General features: G+C 35.5%; 22 protein-coding genes. 17 read left to right on the top strand and 5 right to left on the bottom strand.

What is annotated here, in order from left to right; all coding sequences use genetic code 11:
* The first annotated feature begins 114 nt into the window (after positions 1-114).
* From P9211_RS07000 to P9211_RS06985, 4 genes are all read left to right on the top strand, one after another.
* The gene (locus tag P9211_RS07000) at positions 115-402 is read left to right on the top strand and encodes a DUF1330 domain-containing protein (RefSeq protein WP_041391194.1); all 288 of its coding nucleotides are present in this window, start codon (positions 115-117) and stop codon (positions 400-402) included.
* A gap of 23 nt (positions 403-425) precedes the next feature.
* On the top strand, positions 426-698 hold the full coding sequence (locus P9211_RS06995; protein WP_012195988.1) for a small RNA NsiR4-regulated ssr1528 family protein: 273 nt from the start codon (positions 426-428) through the stop codon (positions 696-698).
* Between the two features lie 80 nt (positions 699-778).
* Positions 779-2,107 carry a sodium-dependent transporter gene (locus P9211_RS06990; RefSeq protein ID WP_012195987.1) on the top strand — a complete coding sequence of 443 codons (1,329 nt, stop codon included), beginning with the start codon at positions 779-781 and terminating at the stop codon, positions 2,105-2,107.
* A 107-nt stretch (positions 2,108-2,214) separates the two neighbouring features.
* The gene (locus tag P9211_RS06985; RefSeq protein WP_012195986.1) at positions 2,215-2,556 is read left to right on the top strand and encodes a hypothetical protein; all 342 of its coding nucleotides are present in this window, start codon (positions 2,215-2,217) and stop codon (positions 2,554-2,556) included.
* Positions 2,557-2,755: 199 nt separating this feature from the next.
* Here the strand turns inward: P9211_RS06985 and P9211_RS06980 are convergent, their stop codons facing one another.
* Entirely contained in the window at positions 2,756-2,977 is a 222-nt protein-coding gene (locus tag P9211_RS06980) for a hypothetical protein (RefSeq protein WP_012195985.1), read from the bottom strand.
* Positions 2,978-3,089: 112 nt separating this feature from the next.
* Positions 3,090-3,224 (bottom strand): hypothetical protein, encoded by a 135-nt coding sequence (locus P9211_RS09980; protein WP_263969732.1) that lies wholly within the window; start codon positions 3,222-3,224, stop codon positions 3,090-3,092.
* 387 nt (positions 3,225-3,611) lie between these two features.
* On the opposite strand from P9211_RS09980, the gene P9211_RS06970 reads away from it, so the two are divergent.
* The 6 genes from P9211_RS06970 (at position 3,612) to P9211_RS06945 (ending at position 10,199) form a co-directional block, all read left to right on the top strand.
* Complete coding sequence (locus P9211_RS06970; protein WP_012195983.1) at positions 3,612-4,478, top strand: hypothetical protein; 867 nt, start codon at positions 3,612-3,614, stop codon at positions 4,476-4,478.
* Between the two features lie 115 nt (positions 4,479-4,593).
* Positions 4,594-5,034 carry a hypothetical protein gene (locus P9211_RS06965; protein WP_041391192.1) on the top strand — a complete coding sequence of 147 codons (441 nt, stop codon included), beginning with the start codon at positions 4,594-4,596 and terminating at the stop codon, positions 5,032-5,034.
* Between the two features lie 153 nt (positions 5,035-5,187).
* Positions 5,188-5,511: a hypothetical protein gene (locus P9211_RS06960; protein ID WP_012195981.1), complete on the top strand. Its 324-nt coding sequence runs from the start codon at positions 5,188-5,190 to the stop codon at positions 5,509-5,511.
* A 124-nt stretch (positions 5,512-5,635) separates the two neighbouring features.
* A complete protein-coding gene (locus P9211_RS06955; protein ID WP_012195980.1) occupies positions 5,636-6,733 on the top strand; it encodes a chlorophyll a/b binding light-harvesting protein in 1,098 nt (365 codons plus the stop codon).
* A gap of 199 nt (positions 6,734-6,932) precedes the next feature.
* Positions 6,933-8,495: a hypothetical protein gene (locus P9211_RS06950; RefSeq protein ID WP_012195979.1), complete on the top strand. Its 1,563-nt coding sequence runs from the start codon at positions 6,933-6,935 to the stop codon at positions 8,493-8,495.
* Between the two features lie 36 nt (positions 8,496-8,531).
* Positions 8,532-10,199 carry an ArnT family glycosyltransferase gene (locus tag P9211_RS06945; RefSeq protein ID WP_012195978.1) on the top strand — a complete coding sequence of 556 codons (1,668 nt, stop codon included), beginning with the start codon at positions 8,532-8,534 and terminating at the stop codon, positions 10,197-10,199.
* A gap of 58 nt (positions 10,200-10,257) precedes the next feature.
* Here the strand turns inward: P9211_RS06945 and P9211_RS06940 are convergent, their stop codons facing one another.
* A complete protein-coding gene (locus tag P9211_RS06940) occupies positions 10,258-11,859 on the bottom strand; it encodes an ArnT family glycosyltransferase (protein WP_012195977.1) in 1,602 nt (533 codons plus the stop codon).
* Between the two features lie 346 nt (positions 11,860-12,205).
* Here P9211_RS06940 and P9211_RS06930 point away from each other — a divergent pair, with 346 nt between their 5' ends.
* From P9211_RS06930 to P9211_RS09605, 6 genes are all read left to right on the top strand, one after another.
* Complete coding sequence (locus P9211_RS06930) at positions 12,206-12,967, top strand: hypothetical protein (RefSeq protein ID WP_012195975.1); 762 nt, start codon at positions 12,206-12,208, stop codon at positions 12,965-12,967.
* Between the two features lie 170 nt (positions 12,968-13,137).
* Entirely contained in the window at positions 13,138-13,614 is a 477-nt protein-coding gene (locus P9211_RS06925) for a DUF2214 family protein (RefSeq protein WP_012195974.1), read from the top strand.
* A 199-nt stretch (positions 13,615-13,813) separates the two neighbouring features.
* A complete protein-coding gene (locus P9211_RS06920) occupies positions 13,814-14,101 on the top strand; it encodes a hypothetical protein (protein ID WP_041391188.1) in 288 nt (95 codons plus the stop codon).
* Complete coding sequence (locus P9211_RS06915) at positions 14,101-14,754, top strand: methyltransferase domain-containing protein (protein ID WP_012195972.1); 654 nt, start codon at positions 14,101-14,103, stop codon at positions 14,752-14,754. The genes P9211_RS06920 and P9211_RS06915 overlap by 1 nt, the downstream gene beginning before the upstream one ends.
* A gap of 90 nt (positions 14,755-14,844) precedes the next feature.
* Positions 14,845-14,991: a hypothetical protein gene (locus tag P9211_RS09610; RefSeq protein WP_159088380.1), complete on the top strand. Its 147-nt coding sequence runs from the start codon at positions 14,845-14,847 to the stop codon at positions 14,989-14,991.
* Positions 14,988-15,143 (top strand): hypothetical protein, encoded by a 156-nt coding sequence (locus P9211_RS09605; RefSeq protein WP_012195971.1) that lies wholly within the window; start codon positions 14,988-14,990, stop codon positions 15,141-15,143. The genes P9211_RS09610 and P9211_RS09605 overlap by 4 nt, the downstream gene beginning before the upstream one ends.
* Before the next feature lie 39 nt (positions 15,144-15,182).
* Here the strand turns inward: P9211_RS09605 and P9211_RS06910 are convergent, their stop codons facing one another.
* A complete protein-coding gene (locus tag P9211_RS06910) occupies positions 15,183-15,497 on the bottom strand; it encodes a SemiSWEET family sugar transporter (RefSeq protein WP_041391186.1) in 315 nt (104 codons plus the stop codon).
* 328 nt (positions 15,498-15,825) lie between these two features.
* Between P9211_RS06910 and P9211_RS09795 the strand changes: the two genes are divergently transcribed.
* Positions 15,826-15,978, top strand: a complete 153-nt coding sequence (locus tag P9211_RS09795; protein WP_193328930.1) for a hypothetical protein — start codon at positions 15,826-15,828, stop codon at positions 15,976-15,978.
* Positions 15,979-16,072: 94 nt separating this feature from the next.
* Here the strand turns inward: P9211_RS09795 and P9211_RS09790 are convergent, their stop codons facing one another.
* On the bottom strand, positions 16,073-16,234 hold the full coding sequence (locus P9211_RS09790; protein WP_012195968.1) for a hypothetical protein: 162 nt from the start codon (positions 16,232-16,234) through the stop codon (positions 16,073-16,075).
* Positions 16,235-16,259: the final 25 nt, after the last annotated feature.

Genomic DNA, 16,259 nt, shown 5'->3' with positions numbered 1-16,259 from the left:
GTTGCAAAAAGTTTAAAAAGCTTTGGCGAGATTAATTTTATAAAGTTTAATTTGTCGCACATCATCAAATCAGGGCACGGTGTGCGATACTTCTTAAACTTTTCTTTATTTTCTGTGTCCAAGGGCTACTGGATCAAGCAAGCAACAATTGCAAGCACTGACTTGTTCATTGAATATCTGCAAACAGTTATACCTTGGCTGCTTTCGGTTGGAGGCGTAATTATTGCAAAAGATATAAATCAAAATTCTGATTTGAACCAATGGGATGGTGGTCAGTTGGGGGTGATTGTGGAATTTGAATCTAAAGCGGCTGCCCAAAAAGCCTTTGATTCAGATGTTTTTCAGGAATATATTAAGTCAAATGGATTGGCTGCTAACTTAACGCTTTCAATAGTTGGTTAGATAATTATTTATTTTCATTGCTCATGGACTTATTTGGACCAGACATTATAGATAAAGCTATTGAGGCAGGGATTGATCTTGATGGCACCCAAATACCAGAAGAAATGCTTAAACTCTATAAAAGAGTCATGGATAAAGAAAAAAAAAGAAAAAGGAGTGGCGTTCAAAAATCAATGAGAAATAGGATTGTTAGAACTGGAGCAAAGCATTTCAGTGCAAAGGATCTTAATGAATTTCTTTTGAAGGCAGGCTGGGAAGGTTTAAAAGAAAAGGAGATCAGATTTTTCTTTGATTGATCAGTTCTTACAAGATTTAAATATTCTTGAACTCCATCTGTTTAGTACCCATAATCAAATTTTAGGAATACACCTGATTTATGCAAACTAGAGAGAAGTGGCGCTCTGGCTTAGGTTTTGTGCTTGCGGCTGCAGGCAGTGCAGTTGGTTTAGGCAATCTTTGGGGATTTGCTTATAGGTCTTCTCAGGGTGGGGGGCTTGCATTCCTATTGCTTTATATCTTGGTTGTTCTAGTGGTATGTCTACCAGTATTGGTTGGCGAGATGGTTCTTGGGCGAAGTACCGCAAGTAGTCCTTTCCTTGCGCCAGTCCAAGCTGCTGGTGAGAGTTGGAAGCCATTGGGGTGGCTTTTTGCTATTTCATCCTGTGGAATACTTTCCTTTTACGCTGTGATTATGGGCTGGACAGCTGATACCTTTTTCCATTCTTTGTTTATAGGACTTCCAGTAGATATGGTTGAGGCTAGTGATTTCTTTGGAAGAATTAGCAGTGGAAACAGTGTCTTTGTAGGGCAAATAATAAGCTTGGTTCTTACTGGATCAGTAGTAGCAGCTGGAGTGAGAGGCGGGATTGAACGCTTGACTCGTTGGGCTATGCCACTACTTTTTGTATTACTTTTGATTCTTGCTATTTGGGCAACCACACTTTCAGGTTCTTGGGAAGGTTACACTTCATTTCTATTCAAATGGGATCCCTCTCAATTATTAGATAAGACAACTATTAGGAATGCCTTTACTCAAGCTTTCTTTTCTTTAAGCCTTGGAATAGGAATAATGGTGGCATATTCCTCTTACCTTGACAAAAACAATAAATTACCCAAAGAAGCTTTAGGTGTAGCTTCTTTTGATACTGGGGTAGGCCTGCTTGCAGGGATGATTACTTTCCCCATAGTTATGAGCTTTGGGCTTAAAGATGTGATAAGTGAGTCAACAGTCGGCGCATTATTTATCGCTTTACCAACGGGCTTCGCAAATCTTGGCTTGATCGGTCGACTATTAGCTGCTGTTTTCTTTGGGCTAGCCTTTCTCGCAGCCATAACTTCATCTATATCTCTCCTGGAAGTTCCTGTATCTTCAATGATTGATAGACTTGGTTGGACTAGAAGGAAGGCAGTTTGGATATCAACATTTTTTGTCTTTTTACTAGGAGTACCTTCGGCAATTTCATTAAATTTTTTAGGCAATATGGATGCAGTATTTAATGTCTTCTTGATTTTAGGAGGCTTCTTGATATCTATATTGATGGGATGGTTTATACCATCCAAATATGATCAAGACTTAGCCAGCTCTAATTCAGATCAAGGCGTGCGCAGGTACCTTAAATTTATGATTCGATGGGTATCTCCGCCTGTTATTGCTTTTGGACTGATTGTAAGTGTTATAGATTTAGTTCAAGGTTGGTTCGCCTAAGCTACTAAATATTTAAAACAGGAATCGATGATAGATAATACTTGGTATATATTGATGGATATTTTAGGATTATAGAAAGTGATCATTTATCGAATGCTTGAATTCTAATGAATAACTTTGCTTTGATTAAAAGGACTTCCCCCTTGCATGATTATTGGCAATCAGAGCAGAATGATCTAGATGAAAGACAAAGGCTATTAAAAATTAATCATGAAAGCAAGGCAAAATATCTTTTTGAAAAAGAGCCTTATAAGTGGGAAAATTTATATCAGAGCATTATTAGAGAGGTTTTAAAAGGTGATGAAGGCTCTATAAATGGATTGAAGGTATTGCTCGATACTGTATCGTCAACTGAGAGGGAAAAAATATTTAAATCTTATCGAGATGTAAATCTTTTTGATGAAGATGTAATAGAGAATCTTTTGAATAAAAGAAAAAAAACAAAATAAAACGAAGAGGAATTTCTTGAGATTTATTAGAATATTATTTTCAATATTCTTCAATCCATATCGGATCGATATAAAAAGAAAATGTAATCATATATATGAAAAAACTGGTTATTTAAGTAATAGGCTCCTAATGCTATTTGACTGAAAGAAAAAGGTTAATAGAGCATACTTTCTATTTGCTTTACTCCTTCTTATAGCTTTAAAAGGATTTCTTATGAGAAGAGTTGATGGGAATAGTAACTACTTTTGTATCTACAGACTGATCAAGGATTCTTTTTGTGGGAGGTGCTTTTGTAAGCCAAAAAGCTTTTGGAGAATTATTTATTGTTGCCCAAGGGATTCTTCTTATATAACTTCTACGAGCATGTAGGCGCTGATTGGAGTAATCAAAAAAGTGTTCAAGTTCTTTGCTTTGAAACAATGTTCCAGAAAAATTTGCATAGAAGGTCTATGAATAAAAACACTAAAAGAATGAATTCAGACTTTGTTGGGCTAATTTTGAAAACTTAGCTTTTAAAGCCCCTTTAAAGCTTTTACCTAATGATCAAGGTTAGGACTCCGAAAACAAGGGCAGCTCCAACGAAGCCCAGTCCTACTAGGCCTGCCACGATTCCTGTATTGAGATAAACCGACACTGTCGCTAATTCTTTCCCTTTTTGCTCGGCCATGGGTTGATGAATGTGTTGATATAGATAATAAAACCATTCTTTGGCATTTAGCGACAAAAGAATTCCATTCATTAAATAATATTTGTTTTTAACTTGAGCAATTTTCGCTTTAAAGCGGCTTTCAATGGATTTTTACTTTTTCTTGGCTTAAGCTGACCGCCTTAAAATCATTGACCTGATTGGCTTTTCATTGACCGGCATTAGTTCAGTGCCATATCCCCCTTAAGAGTAAACAAAAGCATCATCCTTAGATCATTTCGCAGAGAAATGACTTGCTCTTGATGCAAAACAGTTTGCCCGGACTCATGCATTTTCTTTTCAATGAATAAAATTAATTAGAAACTAAATCTATTTTAAAGATAATAGACTCGTAAAGGCACTATTAGCGTGTCAGAAGCATTAACCCAAAGAGCTCAAGAACTTAGATTACTTGGATGGACCGAAGATGGTGCAAGGCACTATTCAGAATTATTAGATCAAGCTCAAATTCAGAGGGTCTTTTCACAGGTTGATATTGTCTTTGCTGTGTTAGCGTCATCAATTATAGTTCTTTGCTTTTTTCTCTATGCAACAAGGACTATCGAATTCAAAAAAGTTTCACAAGAGAAACTTCAAAATGTATCTGATGAAAGCAAAGCTTTAACAGCACCTTCTAAAAAAGAAGAAACTGCACAAAAAACACTTCCAGAAATAGCTCTTATTGAATCGACGGCAAGTTTAATTGAGGCAACCGCCTCTGTTCTTGAAAAAACTATTCCACCTATTGTTCTCAAAGAAACACCTAAAAAGCCTTTTATAACCTACTTCTCTAGCCTATTTAAAGATACTTCAATAGATACAAATAGATTGGCAGAGCATATATTATTGGCTACTGTACTTACTTCTGAGTCATTCATTAAGGCTATTAGACTACTTACGCCCTCAGTTAATAAAAAGGATCAAAAATCAATTAATTTAATTAAAGAGGCTCAAGTCAGGAAAGCTTTGTCTAATAAAAGTGATCAAGAGCTACGTGATTTATTAAAAGGAGTTGAGCTTGTTTCTACTTGTAGTAGTAAACAATTAACTGAGTTAATTTTATCGAATCCAAAAGCTTTTAAGAAGGCTTCACTTCAAGAAAGGAAAGCTACATTAATGGAGATGAAAAACACTGAATTAAGAGAGTTATTGGCAGGAGTTGGCAAAATCTCAAGATTGAATAAATCCCAACTAGTAGATAAGGTCTTATCTATTGAATATGGATTTGAATCTTAGCTCATTAAACATGGCTAACAAAGTTTAATTGTTCTTATTCATTGAAATTAAAGCCATGAGGCTTGAAAAAAATTAAGTGTTCGGTAAATTTTGACTATAAAATAAATTGAGGAACATGGTCGTCTCAACTTGCTTAAGAGGGAATCAGAAAGCGTTAACAGTAAATAGGTATAGTAAGATCAGGCGCAGAATTTCATTTTCATATCGGCAGTTAAATGGGAGACTTCTTGAGAGAATAAAAGAACTTGATTCTATTAGAAGTACCTCACTAAAAAAGAGTACTAAAAGTCTTCTTGATAGCTTTAAACCTTCTTTCAGAATACAAAATAGGATTGATATAATAAGGGCATTGATTAAAGCTTACTTTCCCTTCTTAGATAGTTCTTGCAATCAAATAATTGAGGAAAAAATTGACTGGACAAGAGGTAGATTTACAGGGAGTATAGTTTCTATAATTGTTTGTAATGGTTTAATTGTTGAAAAGATCTTTGTGACTTCAAAAGGATCAGTGATTTCAGTTAAACGATCTGAGCTTGGAATATTAGAAAGGGCATAATTTTTTTAGAGTATGTGCTGTTAGGGCTTTTGGGGCACCTCTGCTTTAGGCCGATTTTATTAAAACCTCTAGATAATTAACTTTTGGCAGATCCATTCCCCTGCAACTTTTGGTTTTATTAGCTATAACAAAATCGATTTTGCCTTAAGACAGATGTTCTTAAAAGATGAAAAGAAAGCTTTAACTCGCCTTGCATTGCTTTCTGTGGGCTGGGGTATAGGTCTTGATCGCTTTTATGAAGGGAAAACGCGTGATGGTTTTTTGGCCCTATTAGGTTGGGCGATTATCTTTGGCAGTCTCATATTCTTTATGCCCTGTCATGGCTATGAATATGCTGAAAATGGTAAAAGCTTGGCTTCGGAGAGCATTAGCCCATTAATAATTCTTCCTCTGAGCTTTGGAATTTATGGGATAGTTCTTGTTTTGAGAAAAGTCTTTAGGCTTTTGCGGCAATTCGAGCTAGTAGAAGAAGGATAAATCCACTTAAATTCTCCAATAAAGTCAAACATTTTTGCTGGCATTATTTCGGATTTGAATTGATTGCACTTCAAATGCCAAATTGCCTGTAATCTCTATACGTTTTAAAAAGCCTTTTTAACTCATGCAAACCTATGGGAATCCAAACCCCACTTACGGGTGGTGGGTTGGTAATTCTGTAGTAACCAACAAGTCAAGTCGATTTATAGGCTCGCATGTTGCGCATACAGGATTGATTGCATTTACCGCTGGCGCAAACACACTTTGGGAACTTGCCCGTTACAACCCTGATATCCCTATGGGACATCAAGGAATGGTAAGCATCCCTCATTTGGCATCTATTGGCATTGGTTTTGACCAAGCTGGAGTATGGACCGGGCAAGATGTTGCTTTCATTGGCATCTTTCACCTGATTTGTTCATTTGTATATGCCCTGGCTGGACTATTGCACTCAATAGTTTTCAGTGAAGACACTCAAAACTCATCAGGCCTTTTTGCTGAAGGTCGTCCCGAGCATCGTCAAGCGGCTAGATACAAGCTTGAATGGGATAACCCAGATAACCAAACCTTTATTCTTGGACACCATTTGATTTTCTTTGGTGTTGCATGTATTTGGTTTGTTGAATGGGCAAGAATTCATGGTATTTACGATCCTGCTATTGGTGCAGTTCGCCAGGTTGAGTACAACTTGAACTTGAATGCTATTTGGAACCATCAATTTGACTTCTTGACTATAGATAGCCTTGAAGATGTAATGGGAGGCCATGCATTCTTGGCTTTTGCTGAGATTCTTGGTGGAGCTCACCACATTGCAACCAAGATGGGTTCTGGAGCTCTTGGAGAATATACTGAATTCAAAGGTAAGAATGTTTTGTCAGCTGAGGCCGTTCTTTCTTGGTCTTTAGCTGGTATTGGCTGGATGGCAATTATTGCTGCATTCTGGTGCGCTACTAACACAACTGTTTACCCTGAAGCTTGGTATGGCGAACCTCTTGCTATCAAATTTGGAATTTCTCCTTATTGGATAGACACAGGAAACATGGATGGTGTTGTTACCGGTCACACATCTCGTGCATGGCTGACTAATGTTCATTATTATCTTGGATTCTTCTTTATCCAAGGTCATTTATGGCATGCAATTCGTGCATTGGGCTTTGACTTCAAGCGAGTTACAAATGCTATCGGTAACTTAGACAATCAAAAAATTACTCTTAATGGTTGAATTCTCTAGATGAGAAACTATTTTTAGTGGTTTAACTTGTTTTGTTTAAAAAAGCCCCGTCAAATTTGACGGGGCTTTTTTTTTTATTCATCTTGAAAGGTTTATTCTTTTAAAGCAGTGGCAAGATGATATTCCTTCTTTAGGAATGAACTTTGCTCTTTTGAATCTACGTTGAGCAAGTACTAAGAGTTTGCTTCCTATGACTAAAGAATTGACAGGTTTCAAATTTATAGAACTTTTAAAGCCAAATAAAATCTTCCCGTTTTTATTTATTTTCATTGGGCTTCTTGGCGCTTTTAACCATGTTTTGTGGCGAGATGAGATGCAAGGGTGGTTAGTTGCCTGGCGCAGTGACACTTGGGTCGAGTTATGGCAGAACAATGCTCCTTCGGGACACCCTGTCCTTTGGTCAGCATTGATTTACCTCGTTAAAGGCTTCACTGGCAACCCATTAAGTATGCAATTACTTCATTGGGGTCTAGGCAGTACTGCAATATTATGCTTTTGGCGTTGGAATCCTTTGCCAGCATGGCAAAAGGCATTATTTAGCTTTGGATATTTTCCTTTCTGGGAATATTTTCTCATATGTCGACATTATGTTTTGGCTGAACTCTTGACATTTGTTTTTTGCAGTAGTTACCCACTTCGCCGTAGAACTTACATACCTGCTGCAATTTGTATTGGTCTATTAACTAACACTCATGCATTTGCTTGGTCATTAGCATTCGCTATTGGGTTGGCTTTACTATTCGAGTGGTGTATTAGCCCTCTTCAAAGGTCTACCTATAAGTTAAATAAACTATGGCATTTTGACTTATTCTTCAGCTTCTTGTTGATTTTAATCTTAGCTGGCTTCGCAGCATTTAGTTTGTTTCAAGTTAGCGATTCAGTTGATCAAATTCCATCTTTATTTGACCTTAGACATTTTCTAAGAGTATTTGGGAGGATTTTCGGAGGATATTTATTAATAATACCTAATTATAATAATTGGTTGGATTTGTTTGTATGTGGAATCATCACTTCTGGAATGCTATCTATAACAATTGCATTTTTAAGAAGGTCTCCTGTCGCTCTAACTTTTTTTCTTGGGGGTATAGTTTCTTTATTCTTATTTAACTACTTTATTTATTTAGGAGTAGGTTCTCGACATTATGGATATTATTATTTAATGTTTATTAGTTCAATATGGCTGGCTATCCATCCGTCTAATAAAGATAATTCTAACGTCCAAAATTATTCACCTAGATCTAATCCTTTTCTCCTTAAGCTTAATTCGTTTTTCCCTATCTTGCTAACCTTTTCTCTTGCAGTTCATTTTGGGGCGGGAGTTCATAGAACTATGTATGATTTTTATCGTCCTTATTCAGCGGGAAAAGCAACAGCAGCTTATATAAAGGAAAAGGGATGGACTGATGCTGAAATCTTTGGGAGTAGAGATGTAGAAGTCTCAACTGTTGCAGGTTATCTAGATAAAGATTTTTACTATCCAGAAATTCAAGGTTATGGAAGTTATGCCCAGTGGAAAAAACGTAAATCTCTTAATCGAGAGGAAACCCTTGAACAATTGCAAAGCTACTTTGAGGGAAAGCCTTCTTTGAATAAGGCTCTCTTGGTTTTGAGTAGAGGGTCTTCAATAAAAGGATTAGAGCCTGGCCAAGCAATTATTAATGGCAATATAAGGATATTGGCTGACCAGAAATTTGAGAAGTCTTGGACAGACCCTGAAAGATTTTACCTTTATTGGGCTGAAAGGTTACAATGAAGAATTTTTATATTTAACTATTATCCCTATAAATACATGATTAAAAAGAGCTTAAGTAGCAGAATTGAGAATATTTATAGTCCTATATGCTCATATATGAAAAAACTTTATGCGGAGAAATATTTTTCAATATTGGTCATTATATGTATTTGTGGATTTGTTGGATTTGTTTGCCTTTTCAATGAAAGCACACAAAGTTTTTTTGCTCACGATGAAGGTCTTTATGCAAGAAGAGCAAAGTTGATATTGGATACAGGAGATTGGTTTGCACCTTTTTCTAAAGCTCACCATAAGACAATTGGTAGTTATTGGTTAATAGCATTAAGCATGAAGCTTTTTGGCTTAGGTGAATACTCAGCAAGAATACCAAGTGCTTTGTTTTCGGTTCTTAGTTCAATAGTTGTTTATAAGATAGGCTTAGAAATATCAAATAAAAGATCAGCATTTATATCGGCTTTAATACTTCCATCTATGCCGCTTTGGTTTCAATATAGTCATTACGCCAGCCCTGACATGGCGTTTGTTTTTTTAAATTTATTTGCTATTTATATGATTCTAAGAGCAAGTAGTGAAAATAACAGACAATCTAACCATCAATTCTTTTATTGGTTTTTAACAGGCATTTCCTTCTCTCTTGCTTTCCTGATAAGAAGTTTTTTAGCTCTACTACCGATTTTTGCTTTACTGCCTTTTATATGCCTATCTTTAAGACAGCAGGGTAGAAAAAAAGTTTATTTCTTATTGGGGGGGATGATAATAGGCTTTATACCCGTCATAGTCAGCATTTTCTATGCATACAATGCATATGGATCTGAGGCTTTTCTGGAGTTATTTGACTTTGCTAGAAGAAAGTCTATGGGAGGGAATTTGTTTAAGGGATTATTCTATTACCCTATTATTCTCATTATTCTTTCTTATCCATCAGGATTGATCAGTATATTTGGCTTTATCAGGGTAAATCAATACAAGAACTTAAAGCTCAGATACCTCTTGTCTATTTTCCCGTTGGTCATATTATTTGCCTTAATGGTTGCATCGACGGCTTTAAGTCATTATGCCTTGATGCTAATACCTTGGATTGCTATAGCATCAGGAATTGCAATTGATTCATTGATTTCATCAGAGCTTCTTAAATCATATCAATTTAAGAAGCTTTGCGCGTACATATTTTTATTAATAGGATTATCTCTGATGGTAATTCTTTTATTTAAAATTACAGGACTTGTATCAATAGATGTGCTTGATAAGCCAATAATAATAAGCTCTTTCTTTGTTGTATCATTAGTTAATATATCTGCTGGATTAGTTGGAATTAGGGGATTAAATAATCATAGAAACTTTTCAATTTCAATTGGTTTGATGGTAATTACACAAACTATTCTTTTAACTATACTTTATGGAATTGGAATCTTGGGTAATCCTAATCAAGAGATAAAAACGTTTGTTCGAGAGCCATTCGTAAATGAAATACTACGTTCAAATACTGTTTATCTTATAGGTGTGAATAGAAATACTAAAGTTAGAACTTTAATGGAATTTTATCTGCCTAATTATCAGGATTATCAAAAGTCACTTGATCAAGTCAAGGGAAACTCCTATTTTATGGTTAGCAAGGATGCTCTTTTGGAACTCTTAAAATTTAAAAAATATAGTATTAATAAAATAGCGAAGTACAAGGAATTCTTTTTTATAAGAGTTAATTAACTATTTCTTTTTGGTGACATAATTCTGAAGAATTAGCTTGAAGGATATGTCGAGCTTTTTATTTACTTTTGCAATATATTAGCATCCATTTACCTTCTGAACCTTTCTCTTGGCATTTTTCTTTTTCAATCAGATATTTACTTTTTCTCTGGTTAGAAGTTAGCAACCATTGATCAGATTGCCTACTACTTTTATTTACTATTCTTTGCTCTGCATACCAATTTAAGCTTGGTCTCTCGTTACTTCCTTCCATTACTACTTCTCCTGGATTGGCTTTTCTAATCATTTCACCTACAGGCTTGGCATTCCAAGTTTCATTTAGCTCCCATATCCAGTTTGGGGACCCCATTAGAATAAATAGACCTACTAAGTTACCTAAAGCTAAAGAGGATATTGCCAGTTGCCTTATTTTCATTTTCTTGTGATTTAGTAAATAACCTCCCACTAGCCAGCCTGAACCAACTGGAATCGAAATAAGTAAATATGACTCAAAACCTTTAATTAGCCCAGCAAAGCTTAGAAGAGAAAAAGAAAGCACTAAAGACCCTAGTAATAAGAACGAATATGGTATTAGTCGCAGTAAAAGGTTTCGGTGAAAAATACTTTTACTTTTCTTGATCAATTCAGAAACTGCTGGCCCACAAAGTAAAGCAAATGGTAACCACAGCGGATGGGAATACCAAGGTAATTGAGTCTTTAAAGGCAAAATAGAGATTATAAGAATTAAGGATGTACCTATAACCCACTTGCCCCACTTGCTTTTACGCTCATGCCACGCCAGGTAAGTTGCAAAGGGTAATAGAACCAGCCAAGGCCAGCCTCCTTCAATTAATTCAATTAAGGGAACCAAAAAGCCAAGATCACTCCCTTGCCCGGAATCGAAAATAACTCTTGACGCACCATCACCTAGCCAAAGATTTAATGCCTCATTTCCACGATTAATGGCATGCCATATATGCCATAAACTTCCTGGAACCAGTCCTATGCAGAACCATTTGCCCCATGACCATTCCCATAGGACCCTTTCCATTAGCATTGGCAACACAGCTGCACAAATAATTGGAATTAATAAAGGAGCTTTTAGTAAGAGCATGAAGCTGGCAATTAGGCCAGACATTAAAAACCTAATATTGTCTCTTGGAGAATTATCGATAGACACCAGTAATAGCCAAAACAAGGCGATAGCCGTCAATTGTGTCCCATCAAGCATTGCTAGTCGCCCATGTCTAATTATTGGCAGCAATGTCAGGAGAATAGTGCTGGTTGCAAGAGTTGTTATTGGTTCCTTTGGTCGCAACTTCCATTGAATTAGACCACCCAATGGAATAACTAATGTGGATAAAGATGCAGGTGCAAGTCTTATTAGGAATTCTGATGGAAGTTGATTTGATGAGAAAAAATTATTCAAATTAATCAACTTGGCTATTGCCCAATGAAGGCCAGGAGGTTTGTTTAAATAAGGGTTTGACCAAATTGTTGGGAGTAGTTGGTCAGCACCATTGCTTTGACTTAATTCATATGCAACTCTAGCCACTGTGGCTTCATCAAAATCTCTTAATGGAACACCTCCTAGTCCATATAAAGAAAGGCAAAAAGCAATAAACCATAAAACTAATAACCCGATCAAAGGTGCATCTGTAATGAGAGTGATTCTTTTCATTATTAGATATTTGTCATTTCGATTTGTATATTCCTAGCTAATGCATAAGAAATTTGGAGCTGTTAAAATACCTACGATTCATTGGGCGAAGAGTTCATTGCTGAGCTTTATAGTAATCATAGTTTAGAAATCCATTTATATCTTGTTATTGGTTTGATAGAACATCAAATAAATATATCTATTAGCTTTCTTATTAAGTCAGTGGAGACAATACAATTGAAGATTTTGTCAATTCTAGTGCAGCGCATCATTGCAGGATGATTCTGTATGAACAAAAAAGATTTCATAAGTCCCAAAAAGAACAAGTTTGTGCCAAACTTAAACAAGTTCTAAAAAGGTTCTACTGTTGGCTTCTTTTGCGGCAAACTTTAACCCATTTGCTCCTCTTAAAAAGAAGAAGATTCGAACACCCTGGGGTAACCTCACTCCAAAGGTTGATTTATTCCCAATACTCTACCTGATTATCATTTACGGATTAGTTTATATTTTACCTTATGGCAGATATATAGTGGGTATGAGTTGGTTTGATTGGTTTAGGAAGGAAGATGGTCCATTGGAATATGCACAATTTCTCTTTTATTTATTTGGATCTATATGTGCATTAATAGCATTCTTTAAAAAAAGGAAAAAGAGTACAACTTTAAATCTTACCTTATGGATTCTTATTGCCATTCTTTGTTTCTTTGTCGCTGGAGAGGAGATTAGTTGGGGTGAACGAATTACAGGTATTGGATCTCAGGCATTACGAGATATAAATAGTCAGGGTGAGTCGAATATTCATAATATGGAGTTTTTTCATCATATTCTTTTAGACCCTTCATTTGAGATATCTTGCGTCTTATTTGGATGGTTAGGCTGGAAACTATGGCCCAAGTTAGATTCCCTTCCTGCAAAAAGATTTAGTTTATACTTTCTAAGTGTAGCTCTATTTTACTTTTACTTTGATATATCTTATTCTTCAACTATTAAGCAGATACGTAATGATCAGGAAATCTTCGAACTATTAATGTCACTTGGCCTTCTTCTGCATTGTTGGACCAACGCATTTCCACTAAAAACGCCCAAAAAGTCCGATAAGAAACCAAAGAAGAAAATATTAATTAACTAAAAAATCACTTATCTATTAAATTTCTTTGGCTTCTGCTAGCCCCTATTGCTTTGATTACAGGAAGTAAGCTAGATGGGGTTTTAAGAACTTTACTTGCTTTATTCAAACTTCTTATTGCAATCAGACTATAATCAAAAAAGCTGATATAACAATTTTAACTTTTGCTCAAAATGTCTTTGGTTTTTGCATCTTTTAATGTAAACAGTGCCTTGGTTGCTTATATACACTATTTAAGCATCATCCTATGCTTTGGAGCTTTAATATACGAAAGGCTTAGTTTAAAAATAGATCCTAATAGAATTGAAGCTATTTCAATGGTTATAGCCGATGTTGTTTACGGATTAGCAGGCTTATCCCTTTTGATTAGCGGGATTCTAAGAGTTAAGTACTTTGGGGAGCCACCAGAGTTTTATACTCACAACCCTATTTTTTGGTGCAAAGTTGGAATATATGTGTTTGTAGGCCTTTTATCTCTTTATCCAACAATTACATATATTCTTTGGGCTATCCCATTAAGTAAAAATAAATTACCTGTGGTAGGGGAAAATTTAGTTTCAAGGTTGCGACTTTTAATTAATATAGAAATCACCGGCTTTTGCTTAATACCTCTATTCGCAACTTTAATGGCGCGTGGAATAGGACTCTAATCTTTTAGTAAGCAATTCTCATTGTCCAGTATATTGAGCTCAATAAACCTCATCTATAGAAATTTATATTAAGCTCTTGCTACTTTCCTTAATTGCTATATTTTGACTATATAAATGCAATTCTAGCTTGTACATACATCAACTAAGTCTTACTAATCAAATTATACGCAGTGCCTTAAAGAGATTTGACTCTAAAACTGTGACCTCGTCAGTTCTTCTTCTAGTTAATGGAGATGAAGATAAGGCAGATCAATTGGCAGAATGGTTTAGGAAAGTAGCAGAAAGTTGTAAAAGAGGCGAACATATGACATCTGATATTGCGATGATGCGGATGTGGCAGATTGGCAATGCAGATATAAAAGGCATTGATGAAGATGGCGAACCAATATTTGTTTTGACTTACTCTGGATCAGAGATTGTTAAAGAAGTCCCTAAAGATAAGGTTTTTCATGCTTTGCTTCTCGATAAAGAAGCCAAATCAGCTTAATGGCACTCACTTTTCTTACTGATTACCAGAGAACGAAACAAGACGAGACGGATGATGAATTATTTTATGCAGAGCCTCGCTTTGTTAATCATTTAGACCAGGGCTTTCGATCTAGGCTTACGCAGCTTTATAGGGACAGGATAACTTCAGGTTCTGTTGTGCTTGATTTAATGAGTAGTTGGGTAAGTCATTTGCCAAACGATTTAAAATATAAGCAAGTGATAGGTCATGGACTGAATAAATTAGAATTAGAGGCCAATAAACAATTAGATAGGTTTTGGGTTCAAAATTTTAATAGGAGCCAAAAACTACCTTTAGAAGATGATTCTGTAGATGCAGCTTTATTGGTAGCAGCCTGGCAGTATCTACAGTATCCAGAAAAAATTGCATCAGAAATTAGAAGAGTTGTCAAACCGAAAGGTCAATTGATAGTCTCATTTTCTAATAGGGCATTTTGGACAAAATCTCCCAGAATTTGGTTGGAAGGCTCAGATAGTGATCGTCTAAACTATGTTAGGGATGTGTTGCGTATGCAAGGTTGGTTAGACATAGAATATGTTATTGAAAATACCTTCTCAAAAGCTTTTTTTTCTTTACTGCCTCTGAAAGGAGATCCTTTTTTTTCAGTAATAGCTGTTAAGGAATCTTTCTGAATCTATTGAAAACTAAAATAATAGAAATTACATCACCTTACTTGCATAAATTCGATTTATTTGTTTTATTTTAATTGATGGGATCTTTAAATGAACCAAACATTAGAAGCTTTTGATGATTTTTTAGATGACTGCTTATTAGCTAATGATCCGATTTGTACATTCGAACTTGATCTTTTGGCAGCAGGTATTCTGAAAGAGGGAGAGGAATCTTATAAAAGCCTTTACACAGCATGAAAAGAATTAAACCTGAGGAAGTACTTCCTGTAAATGAATCCTTTTTAGGGGGGGCAGCAATCTCTAGGTCTGATTTGGCTATGATTGAATCCCAAGAAATACAATGGTCATTTATTGCTCATCAAGATGATTACTTAGAAGACAGGAACTGAACAGATAATTATATAAGCTTAACTATTCATAGATCTTTTCTAATTAGAAGTATTATTTATAATTTTCTCTTTTGATTTAAGGTTGTTTCTACTATCAAAGACAAACTTCAGTATTAAGATTGCCAAACCTAGTATGAAGGTGATTATATTGAATAAAATAACGGGCATCGAATGAATTTCCCAGCCATATATCTCCCATAAAACAATTCCTATAATAAATAGAATAAACATAAGGTAGGAAATATCATTTGCTGACTTTGATATCCATACTTTTAACAGTTGAGGCACGAAAGCAGCTGTTGTCAATGAGCCTGCTACTAACCCTAAAATATCAATAGGACTTAATGAGGACATGGAGCTTAAATAGATTTTGTGGGTTGATCCCATTCACCACAATATATCGCGAAAATGTACTTGTCTTTAGTTGATAGTCTAACTATGATTCTAAATACTTTGAAGATCTAATGATTTCATTGGTAAAAGACTTTTTGTAATTATCAGGGCTGTTTACAGGTTTACAAACTAGCTACTAGCCTTTGTTTTAAAAGGTTGTGAACTGAAAACAAATAAGGCCTTGAGTCTCCTTATAGTAATTATTACTTAGGTACTTTATATCTTTTAACTAATTGTCCTTGATTTGGTTGGTTTGTGCTAAATATATATTCCTTAGTTGAGTTTCTTCATGGCTAGTAAGAGAGAAAGCATTTCTATTGTTGAGGATTCAGACGCAATTGATTCATATTTTGAATGCATTACAGCTTGTGCAGTTGGTGATGACGGAGGCGAGTGCATTACTAAGTGCATAGAGGTTCATCTGAAGTCACAAACCGACTAAGGCGACTTACCTAACAAAGCTATTTACCTCTCTCAGGGATAAAAACCTTATTTGCATAGGGCATATTTCACTAAGTTTTTCATTTTTTTGAGGGTTAGTCTTTCTTTTTGCCTTTGAAGTAGTTGCCAATAAGCGCAGAAAATGCTCCAAAGGCCCATGAGCCAAACAATATTCCTGCAACAACTAATGCAATTGAAAGTGCAGAGGCACCGGCGTCATTGGGGCCATAATGAAGAGCAGGGTCAAAAGGATCCATTTCGATTTTGTTTTCAGGAAGATTT

This window comes from Prochlorococcus marinus str. MIT 9211 (assembly GCF_000018585.1).
Lineage (GTDB): Bacteria > Cyanobacteriota > Cyanobacteriia > PCC-6307 > Cyanobiaceae > Prochlorococcus_D > Prochlorococcus_D marinus_B.
This window is presented reverse-complemented; position numbering and strand designations above follow the sequence as displayed.

Excerpts from the sequence above, each read along its gene's own strand:
- P9211_RS06990 (WP_012195987.1), top strand. The coding sequence starts at position 779 with ATGCAAACTAGAGAGAAGTGGCGCTCTGGCTTAGGTTTTGTGCTTGCG.
- P9211_RS06950 (WP_012195979.1), top strand. The coding sequence starts at position 6,933 with ATGACTAAAGAATTGACAGGTTTCAAATTTATAGAACTTTTAAAGCCA.
- P9211_RS06925 (WP_012195974.1), top strand. The coding sequence starts at position 13,138 with ATGTCTTTGGTTTTTGCATCTTTTAATGTAAACAGTGCCTTGGTTGCT.
- P9211_RS06985 (WP_012195986.1), top strand. The coding sequence starts at position 2,215 with ATGAATAACTTTGCTTTGATTAAAAGGACTTCCCCCTTGCATGATTAT.
- P9211_RS06945 (WP_012195978.1), top strand. The coding sequence starts at position 8,532 with ATGATTAAAAAGAGCTTAAGTAGCAGAATTGAGAATATTTATAGTCCT.
- P9211_RS06910 (WP_041391186.1), bottom strand. The coding sequence starts at position 15,497 with ATGTCCTCATTAAGTCCTATTGATATTTTAGGGTTAGTAGCAGGCTCA.
- P9211_RS09790 (WP_012195968.1), bottom strand. The coding sequence starts at position 16,234 with ATGGATCCTTTTGACCCTGCTCTTCATTATGGCCCCAATGACGCCGGT.
- P9211_RS09610 (WP_159088380.1), top strand. The coding sequence starts at position 14,845 with ATGAACCAAACATTAGAAGCTTTTGATGATTTTTTAGATGACTGCTTA.
- P9211_RS09795 (WP_193328930.1), top strand. The coding sequence starts at position 15,826 with ATGGCTAGTAAGAGAGAAAGCATTTCTATTGTTGAGGATTCAGACGCA.
- P9211_RS09605 (WP_012195971.1), top strand. The coding sequence starts at position 14,988 with ATGAAAAGAATTAAACCTGAGGAAGTACTTCCTGTAAATGAATCCTTT.
- P9211_RS06940 (WP_012195977.1), bottom strand. The coding sequence starts at position 11,859 with ATGAAAAGAATCACTCTCATTACAGATGCACCTTTGATCGGGTTATTA.
- P9211_RS06995 (WP_012195988.1), top strand. The coding sequence starts at position 426 with ATGGACTTATTTGGACCAGACATTATAGATAAAGCTATTGAGGCAGGG.
- P9211_RS06960 (WP_012195981.1), top strand. The coding sequence starts at position 5,188 with ATGTTCTTAAAAGATGAAAAGAAAGCTTTAACTCGCCTTGCATTGCTT.
- P9211_RS06955 (WP_012195980.1), top strand. The coding sequence starts at position 5,636 with ATGCAAACCTATGGGAATCCAAACCCCACTTACGGGTGGTGGGTTGGT.
- P9211_RS06915 (WP_012195972.1), top strand. The coding sequence starts at position 14,101 with ATGGCACTCACTTTTCTTACTGATTACCAGAGAACGAAACAAGACGAG.
- P9211_RS06965 (WP_041391192.1), top strand. The coding sequence starts at position 4,594 with ATGGTCGTCTCAACTTGCTTAAGAGGGAATCAGAAAGCGTTAACAGTA.
- P9211_RS09980 (WP_263969732.1), bottom strand. The coding sequence starts at position 3,224 with ATGGCCGAGCAAAAAGGGAAAGAATTAGCGACAGTGTCGGTTTATCTC.